At 60.5% G+C, this 25,629-nt stretch carries 28 protein-coding genes; 24 read left to right on the forward strand and 4 right to left on the reverse strand.

Features of this window, described 5'->3' with window-relative positions; all coding sequences use genetic code 11:
* Nucleotides 1-6 precede the first annotated feature (6 nt).
* The gene (locus ACJ8IP_RS20500) at nt 7-642 is read left to right on the forward strand and encodes a DUF1007 family protein (protein WP_164106889.1); all 636 of its coding nucleotides are present in this window, start codon (nt 7-9) and stop codon (nt 640-642) included.
* Nucleotides 633-1,655 (forward strand): nickel/cobalt transporter, encoded by a 1,023-nt coding sequence (locus tag ACJ8IP_RS20505; protein WP_147838555.1) that lies wholly within the window; start codon nt 633-635, stop codon nt 1,653-1,655. The genes ACJ8IP_RS20500 and ACJ8IP_RS20505 overlap by 10 nt, the downstream gene beginning before the upstream one ends.
* A gap of 55 nt (nt 1,656-1,710) precedes the next feature.
* Here the strand turns inward: ACJ8IP_RS20505 and suhB are convergent, their stop codons facing one another.
* Entirely contained in the window at nt 1,711-2,514 is an 804-nt protein-coding gene (gene suhB, locus ACJ8IP_RS20510) for an inositol-1-monophosphatase (RefSeq protein ID WP_033644096.1), read from the reverse strand.
* 119 nt (nt 2,515-2,633) lie between these two features.
* Between suhB and trmJ the strand changes: the two genes are divergently transcribed.
* The 22 genes from trmJ (at nt 2,634) to ACJ8IP_RS20620 (ending at nt 22,870) form a co-directional block, all read left to right on the forward strand.
* Nucleotides 2,634-3,368: a tRNA (cytosine(32)/uridine(32)-2'-O)-methyltransferase TrmJ gene (gene trmJ / locus ACJ8IP_RS20515; protein ID WP_025303916.1), complete on the forward strand. Its 735-nt coding sequence runs from the start codon at nt 2,634-2,636 to the stop codon at nt 3,366-3,368.
* A gap of 193 nt (nt 3,369-3,561) precedes the next feature.
* Nucleotides 3,562-4,056 carry a Fe-S cluster assembly transcriptional regulator IscR gene (iscR, locus tag ACJ8IP_RS20520; RefSeq protein ID WP_004941404.1) on the forward strand — a complete coding sequence of 165 codons (495 nt, stop codon included), beginning with the start codon at nt 3,562-3,564 and terminating at the stop codon, nt 4,054-4,056.
* A 54-nt stretch (nt 4,057-4,110) separates the two neighbouring features.
* Nucleotides 4,111-5,325, forward strand: coding sequence for a cysteine desulfurase (gene iscS, locus ACJ8IP_RS20525; RefSeq protein WP_015378780.1), 1,215 nt, complete (start codon nt 4,111-4,113; stop codon nt 5,323-5,325).
* A 24-nt stretch (nt 5,326-5,349) separates the two neighbouring features.
* Complete coding sequence (gene iscU / locus ACJ8IP_RS20530; RefSeq protein WP_004941408.1) at nt 5,350-5,736, forward strand: Fe-S cluster assembly scaffold IscU; 387 nt, start codon at nt 5,350-5,352, stop codon at nt 5,734-5,736.
* A gap of 54 nt (nt 5,737-5,790) precedes the next feature.
* Complete coding sequence (iscA, locus tag ACJ8IP_RS20535) at nt 5,791-6,114, forward strand: iron-sulfur cluster assembly protein IscA (protein WP_004941410.1); 324 nt, start codon at nt 5,791-5,793, stop codon at nt 6,112-6,114.
* Nucleotides 6,115-6,176: 62 nt separating this feature from the next.
* A complete protein-coding gene (gene hscB, locus ACJ8IP_RS20540) occupies nt 6,177-6,698 on the forward strand; it encodes a co-chaperone HscB (protein WP_033644094.1) in 522 nt (173 codons plus the stop codon).
* Nucleotides 6,699-6,730: 32 nt separating this feature from the next.
* Nucleotides 6,731-8,581: a Fe-S protein assembly chaperone HscA gene (gene hscA / locus ACJ8IP_RS20545; protein WP_273974480.1), complete on the forward strand. Its 1,851-nt coding sequence runs from the start codon at nt 6,731-6,733 to the stop codon at nt 8,579-8,581.
* 2 nt (nt 8,582-8,583) lie between these two features.
* Complete coding sequence (gene fdx, locus ACJ8IP_RS20550) at nt 8,584-8,919, forward strand: ISC system 2Fe-2S type ferredoxin (protein WP_004941417.1); 336 nt, start codon at nt 8,584-8,586, stop codon at nt 8,917-8,919.
* A 32-nt stretch (nt 8,920-8,951) separates the two neighbouring features.
* The gene (iscX, locus tag ACJ8IP_RS20555) at nt 8,952-9,152 is read left to right on the forward strand and encodes a Fe-S cluster assembly protein IscX (RefSeq protein ID WP_006327336.1); all 201 of its coding nucleotides are present in this window, start codon (nt 8,952-8,954) and stop codon (nt 9,150-9,152) included.
* Between the two features lie 223 nt (nt 9,153-9,375).
* A complete protein-coding gene (gene pepB, locus ACJ8IP_RS20560; protein ID WP_033632327.1) occupies nt 9,376-10,671 on the forward strand; it encodes an aminopeptidase PepB in 1,296 nt (431 codons plus the stop codon).
* 89 nt (nt 10,672-10,760) lie between these two features.
* Complete coding sequence (gene sseB / locus ACJ8IP_RS20565; protein ID WP_060660349.1) at nt 10,761-11,591, forward strand: enhanced serine sensitivity protein SseB; 831 nt, start codon at nt 10,761-10,763, stop codon at nt 11,589-11,591.
* Between the two features lie 161 nt (nt 11,592-11,752).
* Nucleotides 11,753-12,178, forward strand: a complete 426-nt coding sequence (ndk, locus tag ACJ8IP_RS20570) for a nucleoside-diphosphate kinase (RefSeq protein ID WP_004941424.1) — start codon at nt 11,753-11,755, stop codon at nt 12,176-12,178.
* 237 nt (nt 12,179-12,415) lie between these two features.
* Entirely contained in the window at nt 12,416-13,612 is a 1,197-nt protein-coding gene (locus tag ACJ8IP_RS20575) for a bifunctional tRNA (adenosine(37)-C2)-methyltransferase TrmG/ribosomal RNA large subunit methyltransferase RlmN (RefSeq protein WP_004941426.1), read from the forward strand.
* Between the two features lie 97 nt (nt 13,613-13,709).
* Entirely contained in the window at nt 13,710-14,459 is a 750-nt protein-coding gene (gene pilW, locus ACJ8IP_RS20580; protein ID WP_033644344.1) for a type IV pilus biogenesis/stability protein PilW, read from the forward strand.
* Nucleotides 14,449-15,423 carry a cytoskeleton protein RodZ gene (gene rodZ / locus ACJ8IP_RS20585; protein WP_033644090.1) on the forward strand — a complete coding sequence of 325 codons (975 nt, stop codon included), beginning with the start codon at nt 14,449-14,451 and terminating at the stop codon, nt 15,421-15,423. The genes pilW and rodZ overlap by 11 nt, the downstream gene beginning before the upstream one ends.
* 47 nt (nt 15,424-15,470) lie before the next feature.
* Nucleotides 15,471-16,592 (forward strand): flavodoxin-dependent (E)-4-hydroxy-3-methylbut-2-enyl-diphosphate synthase, encoded by a 1,122-nt coding sequence (gene ispG, locus ACJ8IP_RS20590; RefSeq protein ID WP_016929756.1) that lies wholly within the window; start codon nt 15,471-15,473, stop codon nt 16,590-16,592.
* 139 nt (nt 16,593-16,731) lie between these two features.
* Nucleotides 16,732-18,006, forward strand: a complete 1,275-nt coding sequence (gene hisS / locus ACJ8IP_RS20595) for a histidine--tRNA ligase (protein ID WP_025303909.1) — start codon at nt 16,732-16,734, stop codon at nt 18,004-18,006.
* Between the two features lie 13 nt (nt 18,007-18,019).
* A complete protein-coding gene (locus tag ACJ8IP_RS20600; RefSeq protein WP_033635592.1) occupies nt 18,020-18,640 on the forward strand; it encodes a YfgM family protein in 621 nt (206 codons plus the stop codon).
* An 11-nt stretch (nt 18,641-18,651) separates the two neighbouring features.
* Nucleotides 18,652-19,833, forward strand: a complete 1,182-nt coding sequence (gene bamB, locus ACJ8IP_RS20605) for an outer membrane protein assembly factor BamB (RefSeq protein WP_046687651.1) — start codon at nt 18,652-18,654, stop codon at nt 19,831-19,833.
* Between the two features lie 255 nt (nt 19,834-20,088).
* Nucleotides 20,089-21,579, forward strand: a complete 1,491-nt coding sequence (der, locus tag ACJ8IP_RS20610; RefSeq protein WP_004941442.1) for a ribosome biogenesis GTPase Der — start codon at nt 20,089-20,091, stop codon at nt 21,577-21,579.
* A 99-nt stretch (nt 21,580-21,678) separates the two neighbouring features.
* Nucleotides 21,679-22,635, forward strand: a complete 957-nt coding sequence (locus tag ACJ8IP_RS20615; protein WP_164106891.1) for an AEC family transporter — start codon at nt 21,679-21,681, stop codon at nt 22,633-22,635.
* A 13-nt stretch (nt 22,636-22,648) separates the two neighbouring features.
* The gene (locus ACJ8IP_RS20620; protein ID WP_004941446.1) at nt 22,649-22,870 is read left to right on the forward strand and encodes a zinc ribbon domain-containing protein; all 222 of its coding nucleotides are present in this window, start codon (nt 22,649-22,651) and stop codon (nt 22,868-22,870) included.
* Between the two features lie 4 nt (nt 22,871-22,874).
* Here ACJ8IP_RS20620 and ACJ8IP_RS20625 read toward each other — a convergent pair whose 3' ends face one another.
* The 3 genes from ACJ8IP_RS20625 to ACJ8IP_RS20635 all read right to left on the reverse strand — a co-directional run bounded on the left by ACJ8IP_RS20625 (nt 22,875) and on the right by ACJ8IP_RS20635 (nt 25,374).
* Nucleotides 22,875-23,216 carry a protealysin inhibitor emfourin gene (locus tag ACJ8IP_RS20625; RefSeq protein ID WP_016929750.1) on the reverse strand — a complete coding sequence of 114 codons (342 nt, stop codon included), beginning with the start codon at nt 23,214-23,216 and terminating at the stop codon, nt 22,875-22,877.
* Complete coding sequence (locus ACJ8IP_RS20630) at nt 23,216-24,241, reverse strand: M4 family metallopeptidase (protein ID WP_033644087.1); 1,026 nt, start codon at nt 24,239-24,241, stop codon at nt 23,216-23,218. Before ACJ8IP_RS20630 ends, ACJ8IP_RS20625 begins: the two co-directional genes overlap by 1 nt.
* A gap of 62 nt (nt 24,242-24,303) precedes the next feature.
* Nucleotides 24,304-25,374 (reverse strand): LacI family DNA-binding transcriptional regulator, encoded by a 1,071-nt coding sequence (locus tag ACJ8IP_RS20635; protein ID WP_164106893.1) that lies wholly within the window; start codon nt 25,372-25,374, stop codon nt 24,304-24,306.
* Between the last annotated feature and the right edge of the window lie 255 nt (nt 25,375-25,629).

Consider the following 25,629-nt stretch of genomic DNA (forward strand, 5'->3'; position numbering starts at 1 on the left):
AGGATAATGATGAAGTTACGTCGACTTTTGGCTGCCTTTGGCGCCGTGTTCAGCGCCGGTGCGATCGCGCATCCGCACAGCTTTATCGATATGAACACCACCTTCGTCGCCAAGGATCAGCGGTTGGTCGGCCTGAAAATGGTGTGGGTGATGGATGAAATCACCTCGGCGGATCTGCTCTACGATGCGAAAAACGCCAAGAGCGATTCGGAAGTGTGGAAAAAGCTGGCGGCGGAAGTGATGGCCAACGTGCTGGGGCAGCACTATTTCACCGACCTTTACCGCGACGGCAAGCCGGTGAAATACCTGAACTTGCCCAGCGAATATCACCTGTCGCGCCAGGGCAACCAGGCGGTACTGGAGTTCGTGCTGCCGTTGGCCGAGCCGCAGCCGCTGGCGGGCAAGCCGTTCGAGCTTTCTACTTACGATCCGACTTATTTCGTGGATATGACCTATAAAGACCAAAATGCGCTGCATTTGCCGCCGGAGATGGCGCAACTGTGCAGCTACAAGCTGATGACGCCGAAGCCGATTGCGTCGCTGCAGGCCTATGCGCTGTCGCTCGACAAGAACGACTCGCCCGGCGAAGACCTGGCGCTGGGGCAGCAGTTCGCCCAGCGGGTGACGCTGCAATGTCGCTGAATCTCTCGCAACCGACGATAAACCGGCGCCACTGGGCTTTCGGCCTGTGGCCGCTGCTGCCGTTCACGCTGGCGCTGGCGGCCGCCGCGCTGCTGGCGTGGCACTATTGGCCGCAGCTGCTGATGCAGAGCGTGGTATGGCAAAAAGCGCTGCACCAGCAGATGGCGGGGTTGTTGCAGCAGGTGAAGGCCGCGCCGCAGCAGGCAGGGTTGGCGCTGACGCTGTTCAGCCTCGGCTATGGCGTTTTGCATGCGCTCGGCCCCGGCCACGGCAAAGTGGTGATCGCCACCTATCTGGCCACTCACCCGGCGCGGCTGAAAAGCAGCCTGAAGCTGACCTTCGCCGCTTCGCTGGTGCAGGGCGGGGTGGCGATCGCGCTGGTCACGCTGATGCTGGTGGTATTGCAGCTCTCTTCGCGCCAGCTGCACCAAAGCAGCTTCTGGCTGGAGAAGGGCAGCTTTATTTTGGTGATGTTGCTTGGCGTGTTGCTGAGTTGGCGCGCGCTGAAACGTCTGTTTGCGGCGATCAAGGCGATGCGCCCGGCGCCGGCGCTGCGCATCAACAGCCTGACGCCGCTGGCGGCGGAGCATGTGCACAGCGCCGATTGCGGCTGCGGCCACCGGCATCTGCCGAGCGACAGCGAGCTGCAGGCGGGAAGCGATTGGCGCACCCAGACTGCCATCGTGCTGGCGATGGGCATGCGTCCCTGTTCGGGGGCGATTTTGGTGCTGCTGTTCTCCAAGGTGATCGGCGTGTTCGGCTGGGGAGTGATCTCCGCGCTGGCGATGGCGTTTGGCACGTCGTTGACCATCTCCATGCTGGCGCTGCTGGTGCATTACAGCCGACGGCTGGCGGTGCGCCTTAGCCGCTCGCGTGCGCCCGCCGCCTGGAGCGCGGTGGCCTGGGGCTCGTTGGCGCTGGCCGGGGGCCTGATCCTGTTGGCCGCCGGGCTGTTGCTGTACGTCAGCGCGCAGCCGGCATTCGGCGGCGGCATCCGCCCCTTCTCCCGCTGACGGGCATAAAAAAAGCGCTGCATCGGCAGCGCTTTTTTCGATTCGCTTCTGGCGATTAACGCTTCAGCGCTTCGCTCAGTTCTTCGCGCATGGTGGCCAGCATGGCTTTCACGACGCGCGGGTTGCCTGCTACCACGTTGCCGGAGCTGAAGTGGTTGTGGCCGCCGACGAAGTCGGTGACCAGGCCGCCGGATTCACGCACCAGCAGTTCGCCCGCGGCGAAGTCCCACGGCTTCAGGCCGATTTCGAAGAAACCGTCTACGCGGCCGGCGGCCACATAGGCCAGATCCAGCGCAGCGGAACCGGTGCGGCGGAAGTCCGCGCACTGGGTGAACAGCTTGCCGACGATGTTGATGTAAGGCGTTGCGTGCTGTTTGACTTTGAACGGGAAGCCGGTCGCCAGGATGGTGCCATCCAGATCTTTGGCGTTGGTGCCGCGCAGACGGTAACCGTTGAGCTGGGCGCCCTGACCGCGCGTGGCGGTGAACAGTTCGTTGCGCATCGGATCGTAAACCACGGCCACTTCAGTGCGGCCTTTGATGCGTACGGCGATGGAAACGGAGAAATGAGGGAAACGTTTGATGAAGTTTGCAGTGCCATCCAGTGGATCGATCACCCATTGCACATCGCGATCTTCGCCGATCAGCTCACCGCGTTCTTCGCTCACGATACTGTGTTGCGGATAAGACTTGCGGATGACGTCGATGATCAGATGCTCTGCATCGCGATCGACGTTGGTGACGAAGTCATTGGTCCCTTTCTGGCTCGCTTCTACAGCGTCCGGGGTTTCGTAGTTTTTGGCAATCAGGTTACCGGCCTTGCGCGCAGCGCGCACGGCGATAGTCAGCATCGGATGCATGGGTATCTTCCAACTAGGATGTTAAAGAACAGGAAACGGCGCGAAGTATAGCAGCTGTTCGGCAAATTGCCTACGGCTGTGTTAAGATGCTGCGATTTTCCGCCACGCTCAGAGTTTGTATGCTGCACAATATCCGCATTGTTCTGGTAGAGACTTCACATACCGGCAACATGGGCTCGACCGCCAGAGCCATGAAAACCATGGGGTTAACCAACCTTTATCTGGTTAATCCGCTGATCAAACCCGATTCTCAGGCCATCGCCCTGGCCGCCGGCGCCAGCGACGTGATCGGCAACGCCACTATCGTCGATACCCTCGATGACGCCATCGCCGGCTGTAGCCTGGTGGTGGGCACCAGCGCGCGCTCTCGCACCCTGCCGTGGCCGATGCTGGAGCCGCGCGAATGCGGCGTGCGCGCCGTGCACGAGGGCGAGCACGCGCCGGTGGCGCTGGTGTTCGGCCGTGAACGCGTCGGGCTGACCAACGATGAATTGCAGAAGTGCCACTACCACGTCGCCATTCCGGCCAACCCGGACTACAGCTCGCTGAACCTGGCGATGGCGGTGCAGATCCTGGCGTACGAAGTGCGCGTGGCTTACCTCGATCGCCAACAGGCGGGCGCGCCGCAGCTGGAAGAGACGCCGTATCCGCTGGTGGACGACCTTGAGCGTTTCTATCAGCACCTTGAGCAGACGCTGCAGCGTACCGGCTTCATTCGCCCGTCCCATCCGGGCCAGGTGATGAGTCGCCTGCGTCGGCTGTTCACCCGCGCGCGCCCGGAAGGGCAGGAGCTGAATATCCTGCGCGGCATGCTGACCTCGATCGAGAAACAGGATAAACATCAAGGTAATTAATTGATGTGGCATAACGGTGGGCGACAATAGTATTAGTTATCCAAAGGTTATAACATGTATTTTATATACCTTTGTTCTTGCTAAGTTCAAAACGTGCTAATACTTGAGTTAATTACTAGGTTAAATAGTTGACTGTTTTACTCAGGAATGTCAGACTTTCGGCCATATTTGACCAACAGGTAACCATTGAGCTATGAGACTGACATCCAAAGGCCGTTATGCCGTAACCGCTATGCTCGACGTAGCGCTGCATTCCCAGGAAGGGCCGGTGCCACTGGCGGACATTTCCGAACGCCAGGGTATTTCGCTCTCTTATCTGGAACAATTATTCTCCCGTCTGCGCAAGAATGGCCTGGTGGCCAGCGTGCGCGGTCCGGGCGGTGGTTATCTGCTGGGTAAAGACGCGGGTGAGATCGCCGTTGGCGCTGTCATCACTGCCGTCGATGAATCGGTAGATGCAACCCGTTGCCAGGGCAAAGAAGGCTGTCAGGGCGGCGATCGCTGCTTGACCCACGCCCTGTGGCGCGATCTGAGCGAGCGCATCAGCGGGTTCCTGAACAACATTACGCTGGCTGAACTGGTCAACAACCAGGAAGTGCTGGTGGTGGCGGATCGTCAAAACAACGATACGCGCCGCACGGCCAACGGTCGTCCGCAAGAAACTATCAACGTTAATCTGCGCGCATAAGCAGCTGGCGAAATTATTTTAGTTTTTGGAAGTGATGTACGGAGCACAAGAGCAATGAAATTACCGATTTATCTGGATTACTCAGCAACGACGCCGGTTGACCCGCGCGTTGCTGAGAAGATGATGCAGTTTTTGACCCTGGACGGCACTTTCGGCAACCCGGCTTCCCGTTCCCACCGTTTCGGTTGGCAGGCGGAAGAGGCGGTAGACATCGCCCGTAACCAAATCGCCGAACTGGTGGGCGCCGATCCGCGCGAAATCGTCTTCACCTCCGGGGCGACCGAATCCGACAACCTGGCGATCAAAGGCGCTGCCAATTTCTACCAGAAAAAAGGCAAGCACATCATCACCAGCAAAACCGAACACAAAGCCGTGCTCGACACCTGCCGTCAGCTGGAGCGCGAAGGGTTTGAAGTGACCTACCTGGCGCCGCAGAGCAACGGCATCATCAGCCTGCAGGATCTCGAAGCGGCGATGCGCGATGACACCATCCTGGTCTCCATCATGCACGTCAACAACGAAATCGGCGTGGTGCAGGATATCGAAGCGATCGGCGAAATGTGCCGTGCGCGCGGTATCATCTACCACGTTGACGCCACCCAGAGCGTGGGCAAACTGCCTATCGATCTGAGCAAGCTGAAAGTCGACCTGATGTCGTTCTCCGGCCACAAAATCTATGGTCCGAAAGGCATCGGCGCGCTGTACGTGCGTCGCAAGCCGCGCATCCGCATCGAAGCGCAGGTGCACGGCGGCGGTCACGAGCGCGGCATGCGTTCCGGCACCCTGCCTGTCCACCAGATCGTCGGCATGGGCGAAGCTTATCGCATCGCCAAAGAAGAGATGACCGAAGAGATGGCGCGTCTGCGCACCCTGCGCGATCGTCTGTGGAACGGCGTGAAAGATATGGAAGAAGTGTATCTGAACGGCGATCTGGAGCACGGCGCACCGAACATCCTGAACGTCAGCTTCAACTACGTTGAAGGCGAGTCGCTGATCATGGCGCTGAAAGACCTGGCCGTTTCTTCCGGTTCAGCCTGTACCTCCGCCAGCCTCGAGCCGTCCTATGTGCTGCGCGCGCTGGGCATGAGCGATGAATTGGCGCACAGCTCGATCCGTTTCTCCCTGGGGCGTTTCACCACGGAAGAAGAGATCGACTACACCATTCAACTGGTGCGTAAATCCATCGGCCGTCTGCGCGATCTGTCCCCGCTGTGGGAGATGTTCAAGCAGGGCGTGGACATCAACAGCATCGAATGGGCGCATCATTAATTCTCAGGTTTCAGGAGCAAGGTCATGGCTTACAGCGAAAAAGTAATCGATCATTATGAAAACCCGCGTAACGTGGGTTCTTTCGACAACGAAGATCCTACCGTCGGCAGCGGCATGGTAGGGGCGCCGGCTTGCGGCGACGTGATGAAGCTGCAAATCAAGGTTAACGATGAAGGCATCATCGAAGACGCGCGCTTCAAAACTTACGGCTGCGGTTCCGCCATCGCCTCCAGCTCGCTGGTGACCGAATGGATGAAAGGCAAGTCGCTCGATCAGGCTGAAGCGATCAAAAACACCCAGATCGCCGAAGAGCTGGAATTGCCGCCGGTCAAAATTCACTGCTCGATCCTGGCTGAAGACGCCATCAAAGCAGCGATTGCTGACTATAAGAGCAAGCATAGCGCCAAGTAATTTGTCTGAGTCGGCCCGGCCGCGCCGGGCTTTGATGTGAAGTGTGAGGTTGTGATGTCTATTACCATGAGCGACAGCGCTGCGCAGCGTGTTCAGGCGTTTTTGACGAACCGCGGCAAAGGTCTCGGCCTGCGTCTGGGAGTGCGAACTTCCGGCTGCTCCGGGATGGCGTACGTGCTGGAATTTGTTGACGAAGCCAACGATGACGACATCGTGTTTGAAGACAAAGGCATCAAGGTGATCATCGACGGCAAGAGCCTGGTCTACCTTGACGGCACCGAGCTTGATTTCGTTAAGGAAGGCCTGAACGAAGGCTTCAAGTTCAACAACCCGAACGTCTCAAGCGAGTGCGGCTGCGGCGAGAGTTTCAACGTCTGACAGTCCATCGTGCTCCCCCGTTTCGGCGGGGGAACTTCATCCGCTAACGCCCAGAGCACGCTATGGATTACTTTACTTTATTCGGGCTGCCAGTTCGCTACACCGTGGACGGCAGCCTGCTTGCGTCCCGCTTCCAGGATCTGCAGCGCCAATTCCACCCCGATCGTTTCGCCAACCAGCCGGAGCGCGAACGCCTGATGGCGTTGCAGCAGGCGGCGACCATCAACGAAGCCTACCAGGCGCTGAAGCACCCGTTAAAACGCGCGGAGTATATGCTATCGTTGCACGGCTTCGATCTGGGCAACGAACAGCATACGATGCGCGACACCGCGTTCCTGATGGAACAGCTGGAACTGCGCGAAGAGCTCGACGCCATTGAGCGCAAGCCGGAGGCGGAAAGCCTGCTGGCCGATTTCGGCGCGCGGCTGGCCGCCTCGGTCAAACAGCGCAGCGCGCTGATGCTGCAGCAGTTGGACAGTGAACAGTGGGCGGACGCCGCCGACACCGTGCGCAAGCTGCGCTTCTTGGACAAACTCCAGCAACAGGTTGAACAACTCGAAGAAAAACTGCTGGGTTTTGAGTAACACCTTCTGATTCTGATTGTGGAAGCTTCAACATGGCCTTATTACAAATTAGTGAGCCTGGCCTCAGCGCCGCGCCGCACCAGCGACGTCTGGCCGCCGGCATCGACTTGGGCACCACCAACTCGCTGGTCGCCACGGTGCGCAGCGGGCAAGCGGAAACGCTGGCCGACGAACAGGGTCGCCATTTGCTGCCTTCGGTAGTGCATTATCAGGCGGACGCGCAGCGCGTCGGCTGGGAGGCGCGCCAACAGGCGGCGCAGGATCCGGCCAATACCGTCAGCTCCATCAAACGCATGATGGGCCGCTCGTTGGCGGACGTGCAGCAACGTTACCCGAACCTGCCGTACCAATTCCAAGCCAGCGACAACGGCCTGCCGCTGATCGTCACCGCCGCCGGCGCGGTTAACCCGGTCGGCGTCTCCGCCGATATCCTGCGGGCCCTGTCCGCGCGCGCGCAAGCGGCGCTGGAAGGTGAGCTGGACGGTGTGGTGATCACCGTTCCCGCTTACTTTGACGACGCGCAGCGCCAGGGCACCAAAGACGCGGCGCGTCTGGCCGGCCTGCACGTCCTGCGTCTGCTGAACGAACCGACCGCGGCCGCGATCGCCTACGGGCTGGATTCCGGCCAGGAAGGGGTGATCGCGGTTTACGATCTGGGCGGCGGCACCTTTGATATCTCCATTCTGCGCCTCAGCCGCGGCGTGTTCGAAGTGCTGGCCACCGGCGGCGATTCCGCGCTGGGCGGCGACGACTTCGATCACCTGTTGGCCGACTGGCTGCGCGAGCAGGCCGGCGTGGCCGATCGCAGCGACCACGGCGTGCAGCGCCAACTGCTGGATGCCGCCATCGCCGCCAAAATCGCGTTGAGCGATGCCGACAGCGTGCGCGTCGAGGTGGCCGGCTGGCAGGGTGAAGTGACCCGCGCCCAGTTTGAAGTGCTGATCGCTCCGTTGGTGAAACGCACGCTGATGGCCTGCCGCCGCGCGCTGAAAGACGCCGGCGTCGCCGCCGACGAGGTGCTGGAAGCGGTGATGGTCGGCGGTTCCACCCGCGTGCCGCTGGTGCGTGAGCAGGTGGGCGCCTTCTTCGGCCGCACGCCGCTGACGTCGATCGATCCGGATAAAGTGGTCGCCATCGGCGCCGCGATCCAGGCCGACATTCTGGTGGGCAACAAGCCGGACAGCGACATGCTGCTGCTGGACGTGATCCCGCTGTCGCTGGGCCTCGAAACCATGGGCGGCCTGGTGGAGAAAGTGATCCCGCGCAATACCACCATTCCGGTGGCGCGCGCGCAGGAGTTCACCACCTTTAAAGACGGCCAGAGCGCGATGATGATCCACGTGCTGCAGGGCGAGCGCGAGCTGGTGCAGGATTGCCGTTCGCTGGCGCGCTTCACGCTGCGCGGCCTGCCGCCATTGCCTGCCGGGGGCGCGCATATTCGCGTCACCTTCCAGGTGGATGCCGACGGCCTGCTGAGCGTCACCGCGATGGAGAAATCCACCGGCGTCGAAGCCTCGATCCAGGTCAAGCCGTCGTACGGCCTGTCGGACAGCGAAATCGCCGGCATGATCAAGGATTCGATGGCCAACGCGCAAAGCGACGTGGGCGCGCGCAAGCTGGCGGAGCAACGCGTGGAAGCCGCGCGGGTGCTGGAAAGCCTGCAGGGCGCGCTGGCCACCGACGCCGCGCTGCTGAGCGAGGCGGAAAGCCAGGCGATCGCCGCCGCGACCCAGGCGTTGCAGCAGGCGGTGCAGGGTGAAGACCCCGCCGCTATCGAAGACGCCATCAAAACATTAGATGCACAAACGCAAGATTTTGCCGCGCGCCGCATGGATGCTTCCATTCGCCGCGCGCTGGCTGGCCATTCTGTGGATGAGGTTTAACCATGCCTAAAATTGTTTTCCTGCCCCATCAAGATCTGTGCCCGGAAGGGGCGGTTCTGGAAGCCGAAAAAGGGGAGTCGATCCTCAACGTTGCGCTGCGCAACGGCATTGAAATCGAGCACGCCTGCGAGAAATCCTGCGCCTGCACCACCTGCCACTGCATCGTGCGTGAAGGCTTCGATTCGCTGGAAGAGAGCAGCGAGCTGGAAGACGACATGCTGGACAAAGCGTGGGGGCTGGAGCCGGAAAGCCGTCTGAGCTGCCAGGCGCTGGTCGCCGACGAAGATCTGGTGGTCGAAATGCCGCGCTACACCGTCAACCACGCGCGTGAGCATTAATTGTTAGCCGCAGCGTCAACCCGGAGATCATAATGGGACTGAAGTGGACCGACAGCCGTGAAATCGGCGAAGCCCTGTACGACCAATACCCGGACACCGATCCGAAAACCGTGCGTTTTACCGACATGCATCAGTGGATCTGCGATCTGGAAGAGTTCGATGACGATCCGCAGGCTTCCAACGAAAAAATACTGGAAGCGATCCTGCTGGTCTGGTTAGATGAAGCGGAGTAAATAGCGTAACGGGCTGCCATGGGCGGCCCGTTTATTTTGTATCCGACATACCCGTCGTCTTTCAAACCGCAGCGTTGTTACCTGCACGATCACACCCCAGTCACTTACCTGAGTAAGCTCCTGGGGATGAGATCGCTGGGCGCCTAGCTGCAATTTGAAATCCATAGGGTATGCAATAAAGCCCTAATGAAATAATAAAGGGAACATCCGGAGTAAGAAGGCTATGACAACTGAATTCATGCAGGTCACGCTGTCGCAACAACCTGCCGACGCCCGCTGGGGCGAGAAAGCGCTGCTGAGCACCAACGGTGAAGGGATGACTATCCACCTGACCGGGGCCGACAAGCTGGGCGCGATCCAGCGCGCGGGCCGCAAAATTGACGGCCAGGGCATCAAAAACGTCAAGCTGGCCGGCGACGGTTGGGATTTGGAAAACAGCTGGGCGTTCTGGCAAGGCTATCGCGGGCCGAAAGGGCAGCGCAACGTCGAATGGGCCGAACTGCCGGAAGCCGCGCGTCAGGAGCTGGATAAGCGCCTGAAGATCGTCGACTGGGTGCGTGACACCATCAACATGCCGGCGGAAGAGCTGGGGCCGGAGCAACTGGCGACCCGCGCCGTCGATCTGATGTGCGACGTCGGCTGCGATGCCGTCAGCTACCGCATCACCAAGGGCGAAGATCTGCGCGAGCAGAACTATGCCGGCATCCACACCGTCGGCCGCGGCTCCGAACGTCCGCCGGTGCTGCTGGCATTGGACTTCAACCCGACCGGTAACCCGGATGCGCCGGTGTTCGCTTGCCTGGTCGGCAAGGGCATCACTTTCGACAGCGGCGGCTACAGCCTGAAGCAGAGCGCCTTCATGGATTCGATGAAATCCGACATGGGCGGCGCGGCCACTATCACCGGCGCCCTGGCGCTGGCGGCGGCGCGCGGCCTGAAGCAGCGCGTGAAGCTGTACCTGTGCTGCGCCGACAACATGGTCAGCGGCAACGCCTTCAAACTGGGCGACATCATTCGCTACCGCAACGGCAAAACCGTTGAGGTGATGAACACCGATGCGGAAGGGCGCCTGGTGCTGGCCGACGGCCTGATCGACGCTTCTGAGCAGAACCCGCAGCTGATTATCGACTGCGCCACCCTGACCGGCGCGGCGAAAACGGCGGTAGGCAACGACTATCACGCGCTGTTCAGCTTCGACGACGCGCTGGCGCAAGAGCTGCTGAGCAGCGCCGCCGCCGAGCACGAGCCGTTCTGGCGTCTGCCGCTGGCCGAGTTCCACCGCAGCCAGCTGCCGTCCAACTTCGCCGAGCTGAACAACGTGGCCGGCCCGGCCTACACCGCCGGCGCCAGCACCGCGGCGGCCTTCCTGTCGCATTTCGTTAAGAACTACCAGCAAGGCTGGTTGCACATCGACTGTTCCGCCACCTACCGCAAAGGCGCGGTGGATCAGTGGTCGGCCGGCGCGACCGGGCTGGGCGTGCGCACCCTGGCCAATCTGTTGCTGAGCAAAGCCAAATAATTGAACGCCCGCCGCGTCGGGCGCTAGAATGCGCATTATCTTCGGGGCCCAGCATGCTGGGCCTCGCTATTTGATCCCTGGAGTTTGCCATGAGTTCCCATCATCACGATGCCGCCCCGAGCGAGAACGAGCTTGAACGCCTGCTGAAGCTGGCGGTGACGGAGCCGGCCCACCGTCCGGCGTTCTTCCGTGAACTGCTCGACGCCACGGTGCTGATCCTCGGCGACAGCGAGCAGGTGCAGCAGGACGGCGACATCACGCTGAACGCGGATACGCCGGTCAATATCCAGCATTGGGAAAAGCAGGACGGCGGCAGCATCATTCCGTTCTTCACCTCGCTGGACGCGTTGCAGAAGGCCGTTGAGGACGAACAGCCGTTCATCGCCATGCCGGCGCGGGTGCTGTTTGAAATCACCCAAGGCGCGGATCTGTTCCTCAACCCGAAGGCGGAATACGGCAAAGAGTTCTACCCGGAAGAGGTGGCGATGCTGCTGGCGACCGGCGGCGTCGTCAAACCGGTTGAGCATTACGTTGACAAAGAGACCCAAATCCTGTTGGGGCAGCCCGAAGAGTACCCGTCGGCGATGGTGGATGCGCTGACCACGCTGTTCAGCCAGCGCAAACCGGTGCGCCGCGCGTTTCTGGCGCTGATGCACGACCAGGCGGCGGACGAGAAGCCGAATCTGCTGATCGGGCTGGAAGTGGATGCAGAACCGGCGGAGATCGAGGCGTTGATCAACGAGGCCGGCAGCGTCGCCAGCGAAACGGCGCCGAATGACGAACCGGTCGATTTCTGCCTGGTGTCGGAGAAAGAGCGCGGCATCAGCCACTACCTGATCGCCCATACGCAGCCGTTTTATCAGCGCCGCTGGGGCAGCTGGCTGCGCAATTTGATCCCGTCCACCGACAAGACCCAGTAACGCGGCGCGTGGTCGGAAATGCCGCAGGAAGATCATATTTTTTTAATGAAATGTTGATTTTCCCGTAGGCAAGCGTTAACGGCGCACATATAATCTGCGCCACTTGAGAAGGCCGGCAACATTGCAGACCGGCCTGTTTTGGAAGTCATACAGAGGCCATCATGACCGTAGAACGTACCTTTTCCATCGTTAAACCAAACGCTGTAGCCAACAACGACATCGGCGCTATCTACGCGCGTTTCGAGCGCGCCGGTTTCAAAATCATCGCCGCTAAAATGCTGCGTCTGACTCGCGAGCAAGCTGAAGGCTTCTACGCTGAGCACAAAGGCCGCCCATTCTTCGACGGTCTGGTAGAGTTCATGACCTCCGGCCCAATCATGGTGCAGGTTCTGGAATCTGAAAACGCCGTGCAGCGCAACCGCGACATCATGGGCGCAACCAACCCGGACAACGCACTGGCCGGCACCCTGCGCGCCGACTACGCGGACAGCTTCACCGCTAACGCCGTTCACGGTTCCGACTCCGTTGAATCCGCACAGCGTGAAATCGCTTACTTCTTCAACGAAAGCGAAATCTGCGCACGTTAATCGTGCCGTTTCTGAGCTGATAGCCAGACATTCACCGGCTGAAACAATAAAAATGCCCTGAATGCCTTTCAGCCATAGAAACCCGCTACTAAAATTTGTACAATGCCGCGCCCCTGATAAGACGACTTGTCAGGGGCGTGTTTTTAGTGCCGCCACCCGAATCTCGCGGGCTGAAATGCACAACTTACTTTCCATTCTTTAGCGCCATAACGTGTAATAACGAGGCCAGAGATCATTATGTTAGAACCCATCACGTCCGAGCACACCGTGTCTGAAAATAATTCGCTGACTACCCCCTCCGTTAACGTGGAGCAACCGGCTGCGGCCAAAATCAACCTGCTGGATCTGAACCGCCAGCAAATGCGCGAGTTCTTCGCCGAAATGGGCGAGAAACCGTTCCGCGCCGATCAGGTGATGAAGTGGATTTATCACTACTGCTGCGACGATTTCGAGCAGATGACCGACATCAACAAAGTCCTGCGCGGCAAGCTGCAGCGCGTGGCGGAAATCCGCGCGCCGGAAGTGGCGGAAGAACAGCGCTCGGCCGATGGCACCATCAAGTGGGCGATCAAGGTGGGCGATCAGCAGGTCGAAACCGTGTACATCCCGGAAGCCGACCGCGCGACGCTGTGCGTCTCCTCGCAGGTGGGTTGCGCGCTGGAGTGCAAATTCTGTTCGACGGCGCAGCAGGGCTTCAACCGCAACCTGCGCGTGTCGGAAATCATCGGCCAGGTGTGGCGCGCGGCGAAAATCATCGGCGCGCTGAAGGTGACCGGCCAACGCCCGATCACCAACGTGGTGATGATGGGCATGGGCGAACCACTGCTCAACCTGAACAACGTGGTGCCGGCGATGGAAATCATGCTGGACGACTTCGGCTTTGGCCTGTCCAAACGCCGCGTGACCCTGTCTACCTCCGGCGTGGTGCCGGCGCTGGACAAGCTGGGCGATATGATCGACGTGGCGCTGGCCATTTCGCTGCACGCGCCTAACGACACCATCCGCGATGAGATCGTGCCGATCAACCGCAAGTACAACATCGAGACCTTCCTGTCCGCGGTGCGTCGCTACCTGGAGAAGTCCAACGCCAACCAGGGGCGCGTCACCGTCGAGTACGTGATGCTGGATCATATCAACGACAGCACCGACGATGCGCATCAGCTGGCGGAAGTGCTGAAAGACACGCCGTGCAAGATCAACCTGATCCCATGGAACCCGTTCCCGGGCGCTCCGTACGGTCGCAGCTCCAACAGCCGGGTGGATCGTTTCTCCAAGGTGTTGATGGAATACGGCTTTACGACTATTGTTCGTAAAACCCGCGGTGACGATATCGACGCCGCCTGCGGGCAACTGGCGGGTGAAGTGATCGACCGTACCAAGCGTACCCTGAAAAAGAAAATGGCCGGGGAACCTATCAACGTACGGGCGGTCTGAATCCTATAGCACCTTTTTTGTTATCTAACAGCCTGTTATGCGAGATGTTGACGCTAATGGGCGTTAGCTGACGGCCGATAAGGAAATGAATGCGGGCATGAAGCTGAAACTGTGGGGTGTGTGGCTGGCGGTCGGGTTGTTGGCCGGGTGTTCCGGCTCATCGCCGGAAAAGGAAGCACAGGTCGCTGAGGCGGGCCAGACGCGGTTGCAGCTGGGGCTGGAGTACCTGCAGCAAGGTGACATGGACGCCGCGCGCCAGAACCTGGAAAAGGCGCTGGACGCGGCCCCGCAGGATTACCGCACGCAGTTGGGCATGGCGCTCTACGCGCAGCGGATCGGTGAAAACGCCGCGGCTGAACAGCGTTATCGGCAAGCGCTCAAACTTGCGCCGGGCAATGGCACCGTACTGAATAATTACGGTGCGTTTCTTTGCAGTTTAGGGCAGTATGTACCGGCGCAACAGCAGTTTAGCGCTGCGGCGCTGGCGCCCGATTATGGTCAGGTCGCCGACAGCCTGGAAAACGCAGGTTACTGTTTTCTCAAGGCCGGACAAAACGATGAAGCGCGCACGCTGTTGAGCCGCGCGCTGAAAGTCGATCCGGACAAAGGCGCTCCGCTGTTGGCGGAGGCCGAAAAGCAATTTGGAGAAGGGAAGCGCGCCCAGTCGCAACTTTTATTGGATGTTTATCAGCATGTTCTGCCGGCTAGCGCCAGCAGCTTATGGTTACAGATTCGTTTCGCCGCGTTAGCCGGCCGTCAGGATAGCGTTCAACGCTATGGCAAGCAGTTAGCGCGAAGTTTTCCACAATCCAAACAGTACCAGCAGTTCTTAGCTAATGAATACTGAAGCCTCCCAAGATAAAACCGTATCCATGACGACGGGCCAGCGCCTGCGTCAGGCCCGTGAGCAACTCGGGCTGAGCCAACAGGCCGTTGCAGAACGCCTGTGTCTCAAAATGTCCACCGTGCGCGATATCGAGGAAGACAGCGTGTCCGCTGACCTCGCGTCCACCTTCGTGCGCGGCTACATCCGTTCCTACGCCAAGCTGGTGCATTTGCCGGAAGACGAACTGCTGCCGATGCTGGCCAAGCAGGCACCGTTGAAGATGGCGAAAGTGGCGCCGATGCAAAGCTTCTCGCTGGGCAAGCGCCGCAAGAAACGCGACGGCTGGCTGATGAGCTTCACCTGGCTTATCGTGTTCGTGGTGATTGGCCTGACCGGCGCCTGGTGGTGGCAAAACCACAAGGCGCAGCAGGAAGAGATCGCCACCATGGCCGATCAATCCTCCGCGCAGCTTTCACAGAATAACGAAGGGCAGTCCGTGCCGCTGACGGACGGCAACGCCGACGCCGGCACCAACGTGCCGTTGACCGACAACAGCGCCGCGCCGGCCGATACCGGCGCAGCGGCTCAGGCGCCGGCGGCGACCGCCCAGACGCCGGGCGCGGCTCAGCAACAGCCTGCCGTGGTGTCGCCAAGCCAGACCACCCTGCCGGAAACCGCGCCGGCGGCGCAATCGCCGCTGCCGACCGCCGATGCGGGCGTGGCTGCGCCGGCGGCCGATCCGAACGCGCTGGTGATGGATTTCTCCGCCGACTGCTGGCTGCAGGTGACCGACGCGAGCGGTAAAACGCTGTTCAGCGGCACCCAGAAGCAGGGCGGCAAGCTGAACCTGACCGGCACTGCGCCGTATAAACTGACCATCGGCGCGCCGGCGGCAGTACAGATCCAGTATCAGGGTAAACCGGTTGATTTGAGCCGGTTCGTTAAGTCAAACCGTGTTGCTCGCCTGACCGTCGCCGCGCAGTAATCGCGCGGCCCCGGTCGTGATGTCAGAGCAGCAATGGAGAGTAAGTAATGCATAACCAAGCGCCCATCAACCGTCGAAAATCTACACGCATTTACGTCGGCAAGGTGCCTATTGGTGATGGCGCGCCGATTGCCGTGCAGTCGATGACCAACACCCGTACCACCGATGTTGAAGCAACGGTTAATCAGATTAAAGCGCTGGAGCGCGTGGGCGTCGACATCGTCCGCGTTTCGGTTCCTACCATGGACGCCGCCGAGGCGTTCAAGCTGATCAAGCAGCAGGTCAACGTGCCGCTGGTCGCCGATATCCACTTCGATTATCGCATCGCGCTGCAGGTTGCCGAATACGGCGTGGACTGCCTGCGCATCAACCCGGGCAACATCGGCAACGAATCGCGCATTCGCTCGGTGGTGGACTGCGCCCGCGACAAGAACATCCCGATTCGCATCGGCGTCAACGGCGGTTCGCTGGAGAAAGATCTGCAGGAAAAGTACGGCGAACCTACGCCGGAAGCGCTGCTGGAATCCGCCATGCGCCACGTGGATATCCTCGATCGCCTCAACTTCGACCAGTTCAAGGTCAGCGTCAAGGCATCGGATGTGTTCCTGGCGGTGCAATCCTACCGTCTGCTGGCGTCGCGCATCGATCAGCCGCTGCATCTGGGCATCACCGAAGCCGGCGGCGCGCGCAGCGGGTCGGTCAAATCGGCCATCGGCCTGGGCATGCTGCTGTCTGAAGGCATCGGCGACACCCTGCGCATCTCGCTGGCGGCGGATCCGGTCGAAGAGGTGAAGGTCGGTTTCGACATTCTGAAGTCGCTGCGCATCCGCGCGCGCGGCATCAACTTCATCGCCTGCCCGACCTGTTCGCGTCAGGAGTTCGACGTGATCGGCACGGTGAACGCGCTGGAGCAGCGCCTGGAAGACATCATTACGCCGATGGACGTCTCGATCATCGGTTGCGTGGTGAACGGCCCGGGCGAAGCGCTGGTGTCCACCATGGGCGTGACCGGCGGCCACAAGAAGAGCGGCTTCTACGAAGACGGCGTGCGCCAGAAAGAGCGTTTCGACAACGAACAGATGATCGACCAGTTGGAAGCGAAGATTCGCGCCAAGGCCGCGATGATGGACGAAAGCAACCGTATCACGGTCAATCTGCTGGAAAAATAAGCGTTATCGCTACACGGCGGGCCTGTTGGCCCGCTTGTTTATGCACCTGAAGGGCGGAAAACCGCATCCGCGTTGAATACCGGGCGGCAAAGTCCCTATAATCAGGTTCATTTTTACAGACAACGGACAGAGAACTCACGTGGCAAAGAACATTCAAGCCATCCGCGGCATGAACGACTACCTGCCGGAAGAAACGGCATTATGGCAGCGTATTGAAGGCACCCTCAAGCAGGTGCTGGGCGGCTACGGTTACAGCGAAATCCGGTTGCCGATTGTAGAGCAGACCCCGTTATTCAAACGCGCGATCGGCGAAGTGACCGACGTCGTGGAAAAAGAGATGTATACCTTCGAAGACCGCAACGGCGAAAGCCTGACGCTGCGTCCGGAAGGGACGGCCGGTTGCGTGCGCGCCGGCATCGAACATGGTCTGCTGTACAATCAGGAACAGCGTCTGTGGTACATCGGCCCGATGTTCCGCTACGAGCGCCCGCAAAAGGGCCGCTATCGCCAGTTCCATCAGCTGGGCGCGGAAGTGTTCGGCCTGCAAGGCCCGGATATCGACGCCGAGCTGATCCTGCTGACCGCCCGCTGGTGGAAAGCGCTGGGCATCGCCGAGCACGTCAAGCTGGAGCTGAACTCCATCGGTTCGCTGGAGGCGCGCGCCAACTACCGCGATGCGCTGGTGGCGTTCCTGGAGCAGCACGTCGAGGTGCTGGACGAAGACTGCAAACGCCGCATGTACAGCAACCCGCTGCGCGTGCTGGACTCCAAGAATCCTGAGGTGCAGGCGCTGCTGAACGACGCGCCGCGCCTGTCCGAGTACCTGGATGAAGAATCCCGTGCTCACTTCGCCGGTCTGTGTGAACTTTTGGCGCAGGCAGGTATCCCATATACCGTTAACGAGCGCCTGGTGCGCGGTCTGGATTACTACAACCGCACCGTGTTTGAGTGGGTGACCACCAGCTTGGGCGCGCAGGGCACCGTCTGCGCGGGCGGCCGTTACGACGGTCTGGTCGAGCAGTTGGGCGGCCGCGCCACCCCGGCGGTCGGTTTCGCCATGGGCCTGGAGCGTCTGGTGCTGCTGGTGCAGGCGGTCAACCCGGAATTCAAGGCGCCGTCGGCTATCGACGTGTACGTCATCTCTTCCGGCGCGGGCACCCAGAGCGCGGCGATGCAGCTGGCTGAACAGGTGCGCGACGCGGCGCCGCAGCTGAAGCTGATGACCAATTACGGCGGCGGCAACTTCAAGAAGCAGATCACCCGTGCGGACAAATGGGGCGCGCGCATCGCGCTGATCCTGGGCGAGAGCGAAGTGGCGGCGCAGCAGGTGGTGGTGAAAGACCTGCGCAGTGGTGAACAAGAAACGCTGGCGCAAAGCGAAGTCGCTGCGCGTCTGGCTTTGATGTTAGGTTAAGGAGAAGGACACCGTGGAAGTCTATACCACTGAAAACGAACAAGTCGACGCACTGCGTCGGTTCTTTGCCGAGAACGGCAAAGCGCTGGCGGTGGGCGTGGTGCTCGGAATTGGTGCCCTGGTTGGCTGGCGTTACTGGCAGAGCCATGAAAACTCCAACATGATGGCGGCATCGCAATCCTATCAGGAAGCCAGCGATCGTCTGGCGGCCGGCAAGCCGGATGACGTGGCTGCCGCAGAGAAATTTGTCCAGGCCAACGGCAACAGCTACGGCGTACTGGCCGCGCTGCAGTTGGCCAAGCACTTTGTCGAACAGAATGATTTCGCCAAGGCGGAACAACAATTGGCGCTGGCGCAGGGCCAGACCAAAGACGACAACCTGTTGGCGATGATCGACCTGCGTCTGGCGCGCGTCCAGCTGCAGGAGAAAAAGCTGGATGAAGCACTGAAAACGCTGGATGGCGTGAAAGGCGAAGGCTGGGCGGCGATGATGCAGGATGTGCGCGGCGATGTGCTGCTGGCGAAGGGCGACGCCAAGGGCGCGCGCGAAGCTTACAGCAAAGGCATTGAGTCCAACGCTTCTCAAGCGCTGCAGGTTCTGCTGCGCATGAAATTGAATAACTTGTCCAGCTAAGGGGAATTCCCATGCAATTGCGTAAAACACTCTTGGTCGGACTGGTTTCCGCTGCCTTGCTGAGTGGTTGCTCGCTGTTTAACAGCGAAGAAGACGTGGTTACCATGTCGCCGTTGCCGAAAGTTGAAAATCAGTTTACGCCGAACAAGGCGTGGAGCACCTCGGTGGGCGACGGTATCGGTGAGTATTACTCCCACCTGCGCCCGGCCTATCAGGACAGCACCATTTACGCCGCCGATCGCTTCGGCATCGTGAAAGCGATGGATGCCGACAGCGGCAACGAGAAATGGAAGGTCAATCTTTCCGAGAAGACCGGCTTCTTCTCCAGCAACCTGTCTGCGCTGCTGTCGGGCGGCCTGACGGTTGCGGGTGACAAGGTTTACGTCGGCAGCGAAAAAGCGGTGGTTTACGCATTGAACACCGCCGACGGCGCCATCGCCTGGCAGACCAAAGTGGCCGGCGAAGCGATCTCCCGTCCGGTTGTCAGCGACGGCATGGTGTTGGTGCATACCTCCAACGGCATGCTGCAGGCGCTGAACGAAGCCGACGGCGCGGTGAAGTGGACGGTTAACCTGGACATGCCTTCGCTGTCGCTGCGCGGTGAATCCGCGCCGGCCGTCGCCTTTGGCGCCGCCATCGTCGGCGGTGACAACGGCCGCGTCAGCGCCGTGCTGATGCAGCAGGGCCAACTGATCTGGCAACAGCGCATTTCTCAGCCGAGCGGCGCGACCGAAATCGATCGCCTGAACGACGTGGACACCACGCCGGTGATCGTTGACGGCGTGGTCTACGCGCTGGGTTACAACGGCAACCTGACGGCGCTGGATCTGCGTTCCGGTCAGATCATCTGGAAACGCGAGCTGGGTTCGGTGAATGATTTCATCGTCGACGCGGGCCGCATCTACCTGATCGACCAGAACGATCGCGTGGTGGCGCTCAGCACCGAAGGCGGCGTGACCGTGTGGACGCAAAGCGATCTGCTGCACCGCAACCTGACGCCGCCGGTGATGTATAATGGTTATCTGGTGACCGGTGACGCCGAAGGCTATCTGCACTGGGTCAACACCACCGATGGCCGTTTTGTCGCCCAGCAGGAAGTGGACAGCTCCGGCTTCCTGTCTGCGCCGATGGTGGCCGGCGACAAGCTGGTCATCCAGGCTCGCGGCGGGAAAGTTTACGCTTTCACCCGCTAACGCCGCTCGTCGTAACCCTTCTTGCACCCGAATGATTTCGGGTTGCAGCCAGGCGGCAAGCGCATGAGTCCTCGGGAGCTTAGTGAGCTAAGTGACCGAGGCGAAGGTGCGCAGACAACGCCGCTGTGGCGCGAAAGATGAAGGGGAAAACGGCTCCTGAATGTTCAGGGGCCGTTTCGTATTTTATAAGCTGCACCGCTGGTGTCTATCCACAGTGCAGTAACGCATTGATTATTAAGTAATGAGGCTTCAACAATGATACCTGTCGTCGCGCTGGTCGGGCGCCCGAATGTGGGTAAATCCACCTTGTTCAACCGTTTAACCCATACGCGTGATGCGCTGGTGGCGGATTTCCCGGGGCTGACGCGTGACCGCAAGTATGGTCGTGCTGAAATCGAAGGCAATGAATTTATCATCGTCGATACCGGCGGCATCGACGGCACCGAAGACGGCGTCGAAACGCGCATGGCCGGTCAGTCGCTGCTGGCGATCGAAGAAGCGGACATCGTGCTGTTCATGGTCGACGCCCGCGCCGGCCTGATGCCGGCGGATCAGGGCATCGCCCAGCACCTGCGCAGCCGCCAGAAGGCGACCTTCCTGGTGGCCAACAAGACCGACGGTCTGGATCCGGACACCGCCACCGCCGATTTCTACTCGCTCGGTCTGGGTGAAGTGTTCGCTATCGCCGCTTCTCACGGCCGCGGCGTGACCCAGCTGATCGAACACGTGCTGGTGCCGTTCGTGCCGGAAAAACCGGAAGACGTCGAGCTGACCGAGGAAGAGGCCAACGCCGCTTACTGGGCCGAGCAAAACGGCGAAACGCTGGAAGGCGAAGAAGACGAAGAGCCGGAAGAAGCGTTCAATCCGCAGGATCTGCCGATCAAACTGGCGATCGTCGGCCGCCCGAACGTAGGTAAGTCTACGCTCACTAACCGTATCCTCGGCGAGGAGCGCGTGGTGGTGTATGACATGCCGGGCACCACCCGCGACAGCATCTACATTCCGATGGTGCGCGACGAACGCGAATACGTGCTGATCGACACCGCCGGGGTGCGCAAACGCGGCAAGGTGACCGAAACCGTCGAGAAATTCTCGGTGATCAAGACCCTGCAGGCGATTGAAGACGCCAACGTGGTGCTGCTGGTGATTGACGCGCGTGAAGGCATCTCCGATCAGGACCTCTCGCTGCTCGGCTTTATCCTCAATAGTGGGCGCTCACTGGTGATTGCGGTCAACAAGTGGGACGGCATGAGCGAAGAAGATCGCGAGCACGTGAAAGAGATGCTCGATCTGCGTCTGGGCTTCGTCGACTTCGCGCGGGTGCACTTTATTTCCGCCCTGCACGGCAGCGGCGTCGGCAACCTGTTCGAATCGGTACAGGAAGCCTACGAGTGCGCAACCCGTCGCGTAAACACCTCGATGCTGACCAAAATCATGCAGATGGCGGTTGACGATCACCAGCCGCCGTTGGTGCGCGGCCGCCGCGTGAAGCTGAAATACGCCCACGCCGGCGGTTACAACCCGCCGATCGTGGTGATCCACGGCAACCAGGTCAGCGATCTGGCCGATTCGTACAAGCGCTACCTGATGAACTACTTCCGTCGCTCGCTGAACGTGATGGGGACGCCGATCCGCATCCAGTTCAAAGAGGGCGACAACCCGTTCGCCGGCAAACGCAACCTGCTGACGCCGACCCAGATGCGTAAGCGCAAACGCCTGATGAGCCACCTGAAAAAGAGCAAGTAATCGCTCATGAGGGGCGCGGCAGTGATGCCGCGCCCCTTTTTTATTGGCCCGAAATCGTTTTATTATCTGAAGATTACCTCGCCTGTCTGAAGGAACACCATGTCCTGGGAAACCTGGAGTTTTGCGTTCGACGTCACCGTGCCGAATCTGCTGATGATGCTGCTGGGGATCCTGTTGCGCCATTGGCGCCTGATGGATGACCGCTTCGTCGATGGCGCGACCCGCCTGGTGTTCAATCTGGCGCTGCCGTGCCTGCTGTTTTTCAGCATCGCCAACAACCATCCGCAGCTGCTCGGCAATCTGCCGCTGGTGCTGTTCGGCGCGGTCGGCACGCTGGCGACCTTCCTGCTGCTGGAGCTGGCGGCCAGGTGGGTGGTGAAAGAACCACGTGAGCGCGGGGTATTCGTGCAGGGCGGGTTTCGCGCCAACACCGCCATCGTCGGTTTGGCCTACGCCATGACCGCCTACGGCAGCGAAGGCATTGCGCTCGCCTCGCTGTACCTGACAGTGACCGTGATCCTGTTCAACATACTGTCGGTCATCACCCTCACGCGCAGCCTGCAGGGCGGGCAGGGCAAGAAAATCAGCCACCTGTCGCTGCTGCGCAGCATTGTCACCAATCCGCTGATCATCGGCCTGGTGTGCGGGCTGCTGTATGCGCAAACCGGGCTGGGCATCCCGACCGTGATCCGCCAGACCGGCAGCTATATCTCCGCGCTGTCGCTGCCGTTGGCGCTGCTGTGCACCGGCGCCAGCCTGGATTTCCGCGCCATGTTCCGCTCGTCCAACGTGGCGGCGCTGTCGTCGGCGGCCAAGCTGTTTCTGGTGCCGTTCCTGATGACGCTGGCCGGCTGGCTGTGCGGGTTTCAGGGGGCGGCGCTGGGCATTATCTTCCTGTTTTCCGCCACGCCGACCGCTTCGGGCAGCTATGTGATGACGCGCGCTATGGGCGGCAACGCCACGCTGGCGGCCAACATTATCGCTATCACCACCGTCGGGTCGTTCTTCACCACCGCGTTGGGGATCTATTTCTTGCGCTCATGGGGCGCGATTTAACCTGGGAGCCGTTATGGATGCGCATTGTCCGCACTGTCGTCAGACCATGAATTGGGTAGCGGGTCACTACCATTGTGCCGCCTGTCAGCGCGATTATCGGCAGCTGGCGAGCTGCCCGGAGTGCGGGCAGCCGCTGCAAGAGTTGAAGGCCTGCGGGGCGGTGGATTACCTGTGCCAGAACGGGCACGGGCTGATCTCCAAAAAACGGGTGAATTTCAGCTATCAGCCGCTGTAAGCCCTCACTCATCCACCTGGCCGGTTTTCCACAGATCCACCAGCGCCTGCGGCGCGCTGCTTTCCGGGATTAACAGCACGATCTCGGTGCTCAGGGTGGGGCTGGTGTAGTTGATCTGTACGCGGTAGTAGCGCTGGTCGCCGCAGCCGGGGGAGTTGGGTTGGCCCTCTTCCTGGGCGTACGGCAGCGTCTGATTCAGCAACTGATTCAGGCGCTGCCGTTGCTCCGGCGTGATATCGGCCAGCGCAATGCGGCGCTGGCCCGCCAGTTTGGGAATGTAGGCGAAGCCTCCCTCGCGCGCCAGCTCAATGACCGTATCCTGATTGAGCGTCGGCAGCGGTTTCATTACTCCACCCCCACCTGATGCCAGGCCTGTTGCACCTTGTCCGCCACGCTTTGATCGAAACGCGCCTGCGCGTGTTTCACCGTGGCGCGGGCGAAGGTGGCGAAGTCGGCGTTTTGCGGCAGCGCTTTGTCGCACACCGTGTCATACCAGACGTAGCCGGCTTTTTCCCAGGCGAAGCCGCCCAGCGCGGTTGCCGCCAGGTAGAACGCGCGGTTGGGAATGCCGGAGTTGAGGTGCACGCCGCCGTTGTCTTCCTTGGTCTGGATGTAATCCTTCATGCTGGCAGGCTGCGGGTCTTTGCCCAGCAGCGGGTCGTCGTAGGCGGTGCCGGGCGCTGACATCGAGCGCAGCCCTTTGCCTTTGATGCCCTTGGCGAGCAGCCCGGCGCCGATCAGCCAGTCTGCTTTATCGGCGGTTTGCTGCAGGTGGAATTGTTTGACCAACGAACCGAACACGTCAGACAGCGATTCGTTGAGCGCGCCGGACTGCTGGTAGTAGATCAGCCCGGCTTCGCTCTCGGTCACGCCGTGCGCCAGCTCGTGGCCGACCACGTCGATGGCGATGGTGAAACGGTTGAAGATCTCGCCGTCGCCGTCGCCGAACACCATCTGCTGGCCGTTCCAGAAAGCGTTCTGGTACTCCTTGCCGTAGTGCACGCTGCCGACCAGCGGCAGCCCTTTATTATCCAGCGAATTGCGCCGGTAGGCCTGCCAGAAGAAATCGTAGGTGACGCCGAGATAGTCGTAGGCCTCGTCCACCGCCACGTCGTGGTTGCTGGGCTGGCCCTCCTTGCGCACCTGTTTGCCGGGCAGTTGGGTGCCGTTCTGGGCGTCGTAGATATCGCGGAGCGCTTCGCCGGCTCGGGCGTTTTTCTCGGTCGGTGAACGCAGCGGCTTGTTGCCGAGCAGGCTTTGCACGTGGTTCAGGGTGTGCAGCGCGCAGTCGCGCTGCGGGGCGTTACCGTGTTCAATAATGCGGCGCAGCATGTAGGGAGGAATAACGGAACGCATGCGCTGGGCTGGCATAGTGGCTCTCCTTAGGCAAAAAATTTACCTCATCGAATGAATGCACTGAGCCTAAGTGTAGTCTACTCGTCATAAAGCCTGTGGTTATGCGTGCTCACCGCCGGGGTGGTCTTGTGGGGACTGATGCGCCGCACCGAGGCGCGTACCGCCAACCGGCCATGCAGCAGCAGGTTGCACGGCGGCGCGTCGGCGCGCAGCATGCGCCGCTGCAGCAGCTGGATCGCCTCGTAGCCCAGCTCATCGCGCGGCACCTGTACCGAGGTCAGCGGCACGTCGTGTATTTCCGCCAGGTTGAAGCCATCGGTGCTCATCACCGATACGTCGCCCGGTACGCTCAGCCCCAGCTTGTTGAGCGCCTTGACCGCCCCGACCGCCATGTAGTCGCCGCCGGCCAGGATCGCCGTCGGCAGCGGGGCGCTGTTCAGGTAGGTAGTCAGCGCCTGTTCGGCCTCTTCGCTGCCGAAGCCGGAAGTGGTCACCAGATGGCGGCCGTCGTCGAACGGCAGATGATGCCGCGCGTAGGCCTGCCGGATGCCCGCCAGCCGCAGCTCCATAGTGTGGCGGCGCAGACACTGCAGGTTGAGGATATGGCTGTGCCCCTGCTGGAACAGATAGCTGGCGGAATAGTCGCCAATCAGCTGATGATCCGGCGAGACGCTGTCCAGCCGCATCTGCCGATCGGTGCAGTTGATCAGCACGCAGGGCTTGGGCAGATCGGCCGCCAGGGTATGGATGTGTTCGTCGTCGATGCCGATGATCAGCGCCGCTTCGGTGTGCGGATCGCTCATTTTTTCCAGAAACAGCGCGCCGTCGCTGTGCTGCTCTTCCAGGCCGCAGTAACGGATGCGCACCTCGTGCTGCATCAGTGCGGCGGCGATGCCCTGAATGACCTTGTAGTAGAAGATATCGGTGCGCACGTCGAACGCGCGCTGCGGCGCGAACACCATCACGTTGTTCAACATCAGTCGGCCGCTGGAAATGCCCTGTAGAATGCCGTTTTGCTGCGCGCATTCCAGCACCTTGCGGCGCGCTTCGGCGCTGGTGTTGGCCTTGCCCGCCAGCACGCGGGAAACGGTGCTGATCGACAGCCCGGTTTGGCGGGCGATCTCCTGGATTTTCAGCTTTCCGTTCATTTTGTGATCTCCTTCAAATTCGTCCATGAGAATATTTTCACTGCGGCTTTTCAGCACTTTGACTGGATCCTGCGGCCATTATGACTATTTTTTCACCCGCCTGTGAAAATCTTTGCAAAAAACCCCGTTTCGCTGTGCGTGATCGCTGAGTAGTCTGCATTGGTACACCAATTTTAACGACTTGTCAGTCCAATTTTAACGGTGTGCAAAGAAGAAAACAAAAAATAAATCATGGGGTTGTGATGGAATGCCGGT

This window comes from Serratia sp. CY52157 (assembly GCF_052168495.1).
In the GTDB taxonomy this organism is placed as follows: domain Bacteria; phylum Pseudomonadota; class Gammaproteobacteria; order Enterobacterales; family Enterobacteriaceae; genus Serratia; species Serratia ureilytica.

What these genes read in the sequence shown, in the direction of transcription:
- ACJ8IP_RS20500 (WP_164106889.1), top strand. Translation starts at nt 7, where the DNA reads ATGATGAAGTTACGTCGACTTTTGGCTGCCTTTGGCGCCGTGTTCAGC.
- ACJ8IP_RS20505 (WP_147838555.1), top strand. Translation starts at nt 633, where the DNA reads ATGTCGCTGAATCTCTCGCAACCGACGATAAACCGGCGCCACTGGGCT.
- suhB (WP_033644096.1), bottom strand. Translation starts at nt 2,514, where the DNA reads ATGCATCCGATGCTGACTATCGCCGTGCGCGCTGCGCGCAAGGCCGGT.
- trmJ (WP_025303916.1), top strand. Translation starts at nt 2,634, where the DNA reads ATGCTGCACAATATCCGCATTGTTCTGGTAGAGACTTCACATACCGGC.
- iscR (WP_004941404.1), top strand. Translation starts at nt 3,562, where the DNA reads ATGAGACTGACATCCAAAGGCCGTTATGCCGTAACCGCTATGCTCGAC.
- iscS (WP_015378780.1), top strand. Translation starts at nt 4,111, where the DNA reads ATGAAATTACCGATTTATCTGGATTACTCAGCAACGACGCCGGTTGAC.
- iscU (WP_004941408.1), top strand. Translation starts at nt 5,350, where the DNA reads ATGGCTTACAGCGAAAAAGTAATCGATCATTATGAAAACCCGCGTAAC.
- iscA (WP_004941410.1), top strand. Translation starts at nt 5,791, where the DNA reads ATGTCTATTACCATGAGCGACAGCGCTGCGCAGCGTGTTCAGGCGTTT.
- hscB (WP_033644094.1), top strand. Translation starts at nt 6,177, where the DNA reads ATGGATTACTTTACTTTATTCGGGCTGCCAGTTCGCTACACCGTGGAC.
- hscA (WP_273974480.1), top strand. Translation starts at nt 6,731, where the DNA reads ATGGCCTTATTACAAATTAGTGAGCCTGGCCTCAGCGCCGCGCCGCAC.
- fdx (WP_004941417.1), top strand. Translation starts at nt 8,584, where the DNA reads ATGCCTAAAATTGTTTTCCTGCCCCATCAAGATCTGTGCCCGGAAGGG.
- iscX (WP_006327336.1), top strand. Translation starts at nt 8,952, where the DNA reads ATGGGACTGAAGTGGACCGACAGCCGTGAAATCGGCGAAGCCCTGTAC.
- pepB (WP_033632327.1), top strand. Translation starts at nt 9,376, where the DNA reads ATGACAACTGAATTCATGCAGGTCACGCTGTCGCAACAACCTGCCGAC.
- sseB (WP_060660349.1), top strand. Translation starts at nt 10,761, where the DNA reads ATGAGTTCCCATCATCACGATGCCGCCCCGAGCGAGAACGAGCTTGAA.
- ndk (WP_004941424.1), top strand. Translation starts at nt 11,753, where the DNA reads ATGACCGTAGAACGTACCTTTTCCATCGTTAAACCAAACGCTGTAGCC.
- ACJ8IP_RS20575 (WP_004941426.1), top strand. Translation starts at nt 12,416, where the DNA reads ATGTTAGAACCCATCACGTCCGAGCACACCGTGTCTGAAAATAATTCG.
- pilW (WP_033644344.1), top strand. Translation starts at nt 13,710, where the DNA reads ATGAAGCTGAAACTGTGGGGTGTGTGGCTGGCGGTCGGGTTGTTGGCC.
- rodZ (WP_033644090.1), top strand. Translation starts at nt 14,449, where the DNA reads ATGAATACTGAAGCCTCCCAAGATAAAACCGTATCCATGACGACGGGC.
- ispG (WP_016929756.1), top strand. Translation starts at nt 15,471, where the DNA reads ATGCATAACCAAGCGCCCATCAACCGTCGAAAATCTACACGCATTTAC.
- bamB (WP_046687651.1), top strand. Translation starts at nt 18,652, where the DNA reads ATGCAATTGCGTAAAACACTCTTGGTCGGACTGGTTTCCGCTGCCTTG.
- der (WP_004941442.1), top strand. Translation starts at nt 20,089, where the DNA reads ATGATACCTGTCGTCGCGCTGGTCGGGCGCCCGAATGTGGGTAAATCC.
- ACJ8IP_RS20615 (WP_164106891.1), top strand. Translation starts at nt 21,679, where the DNA reads ATGTCCTGGGAAACCTGGAGTTTTGCGTTCGACGTCACCGTGCCGAAT.
- ACJ8IP_RS20620 (WP_004941446.1), top strand. Translation starts at nt 22,649, where the DNA reads ATGGATGCGCATTGTCCGCACTGTCGTCAGACCATGAATTGGGTAGCG.
- ACJ8IP_RS20625 (WP_016929750.1), bottom strand. Translation starts at nt 23,216, where the DNA reads ATGAAACCGCTGCCGACGCTCAATCAGGATACGGTCATTGAGCTGGCG.
- ACJ8IP_RS20630 (WP_033644087.1), bottom strand. Translation starts at nt 24,241, where the DNA reads ATGCCAGCCCAGCGCATGCGTTCCGTTATTCCTCCCTACATGCTGCGC.
- ACJ8IP_RS20635 (WP_164106893.1), bottom strand. Translation starts at nt 25,374, where the DNA reads ATGAACGGAAAGCTGAAAATCCAGGAGATCGCCCGCCAAACCGGGCTG.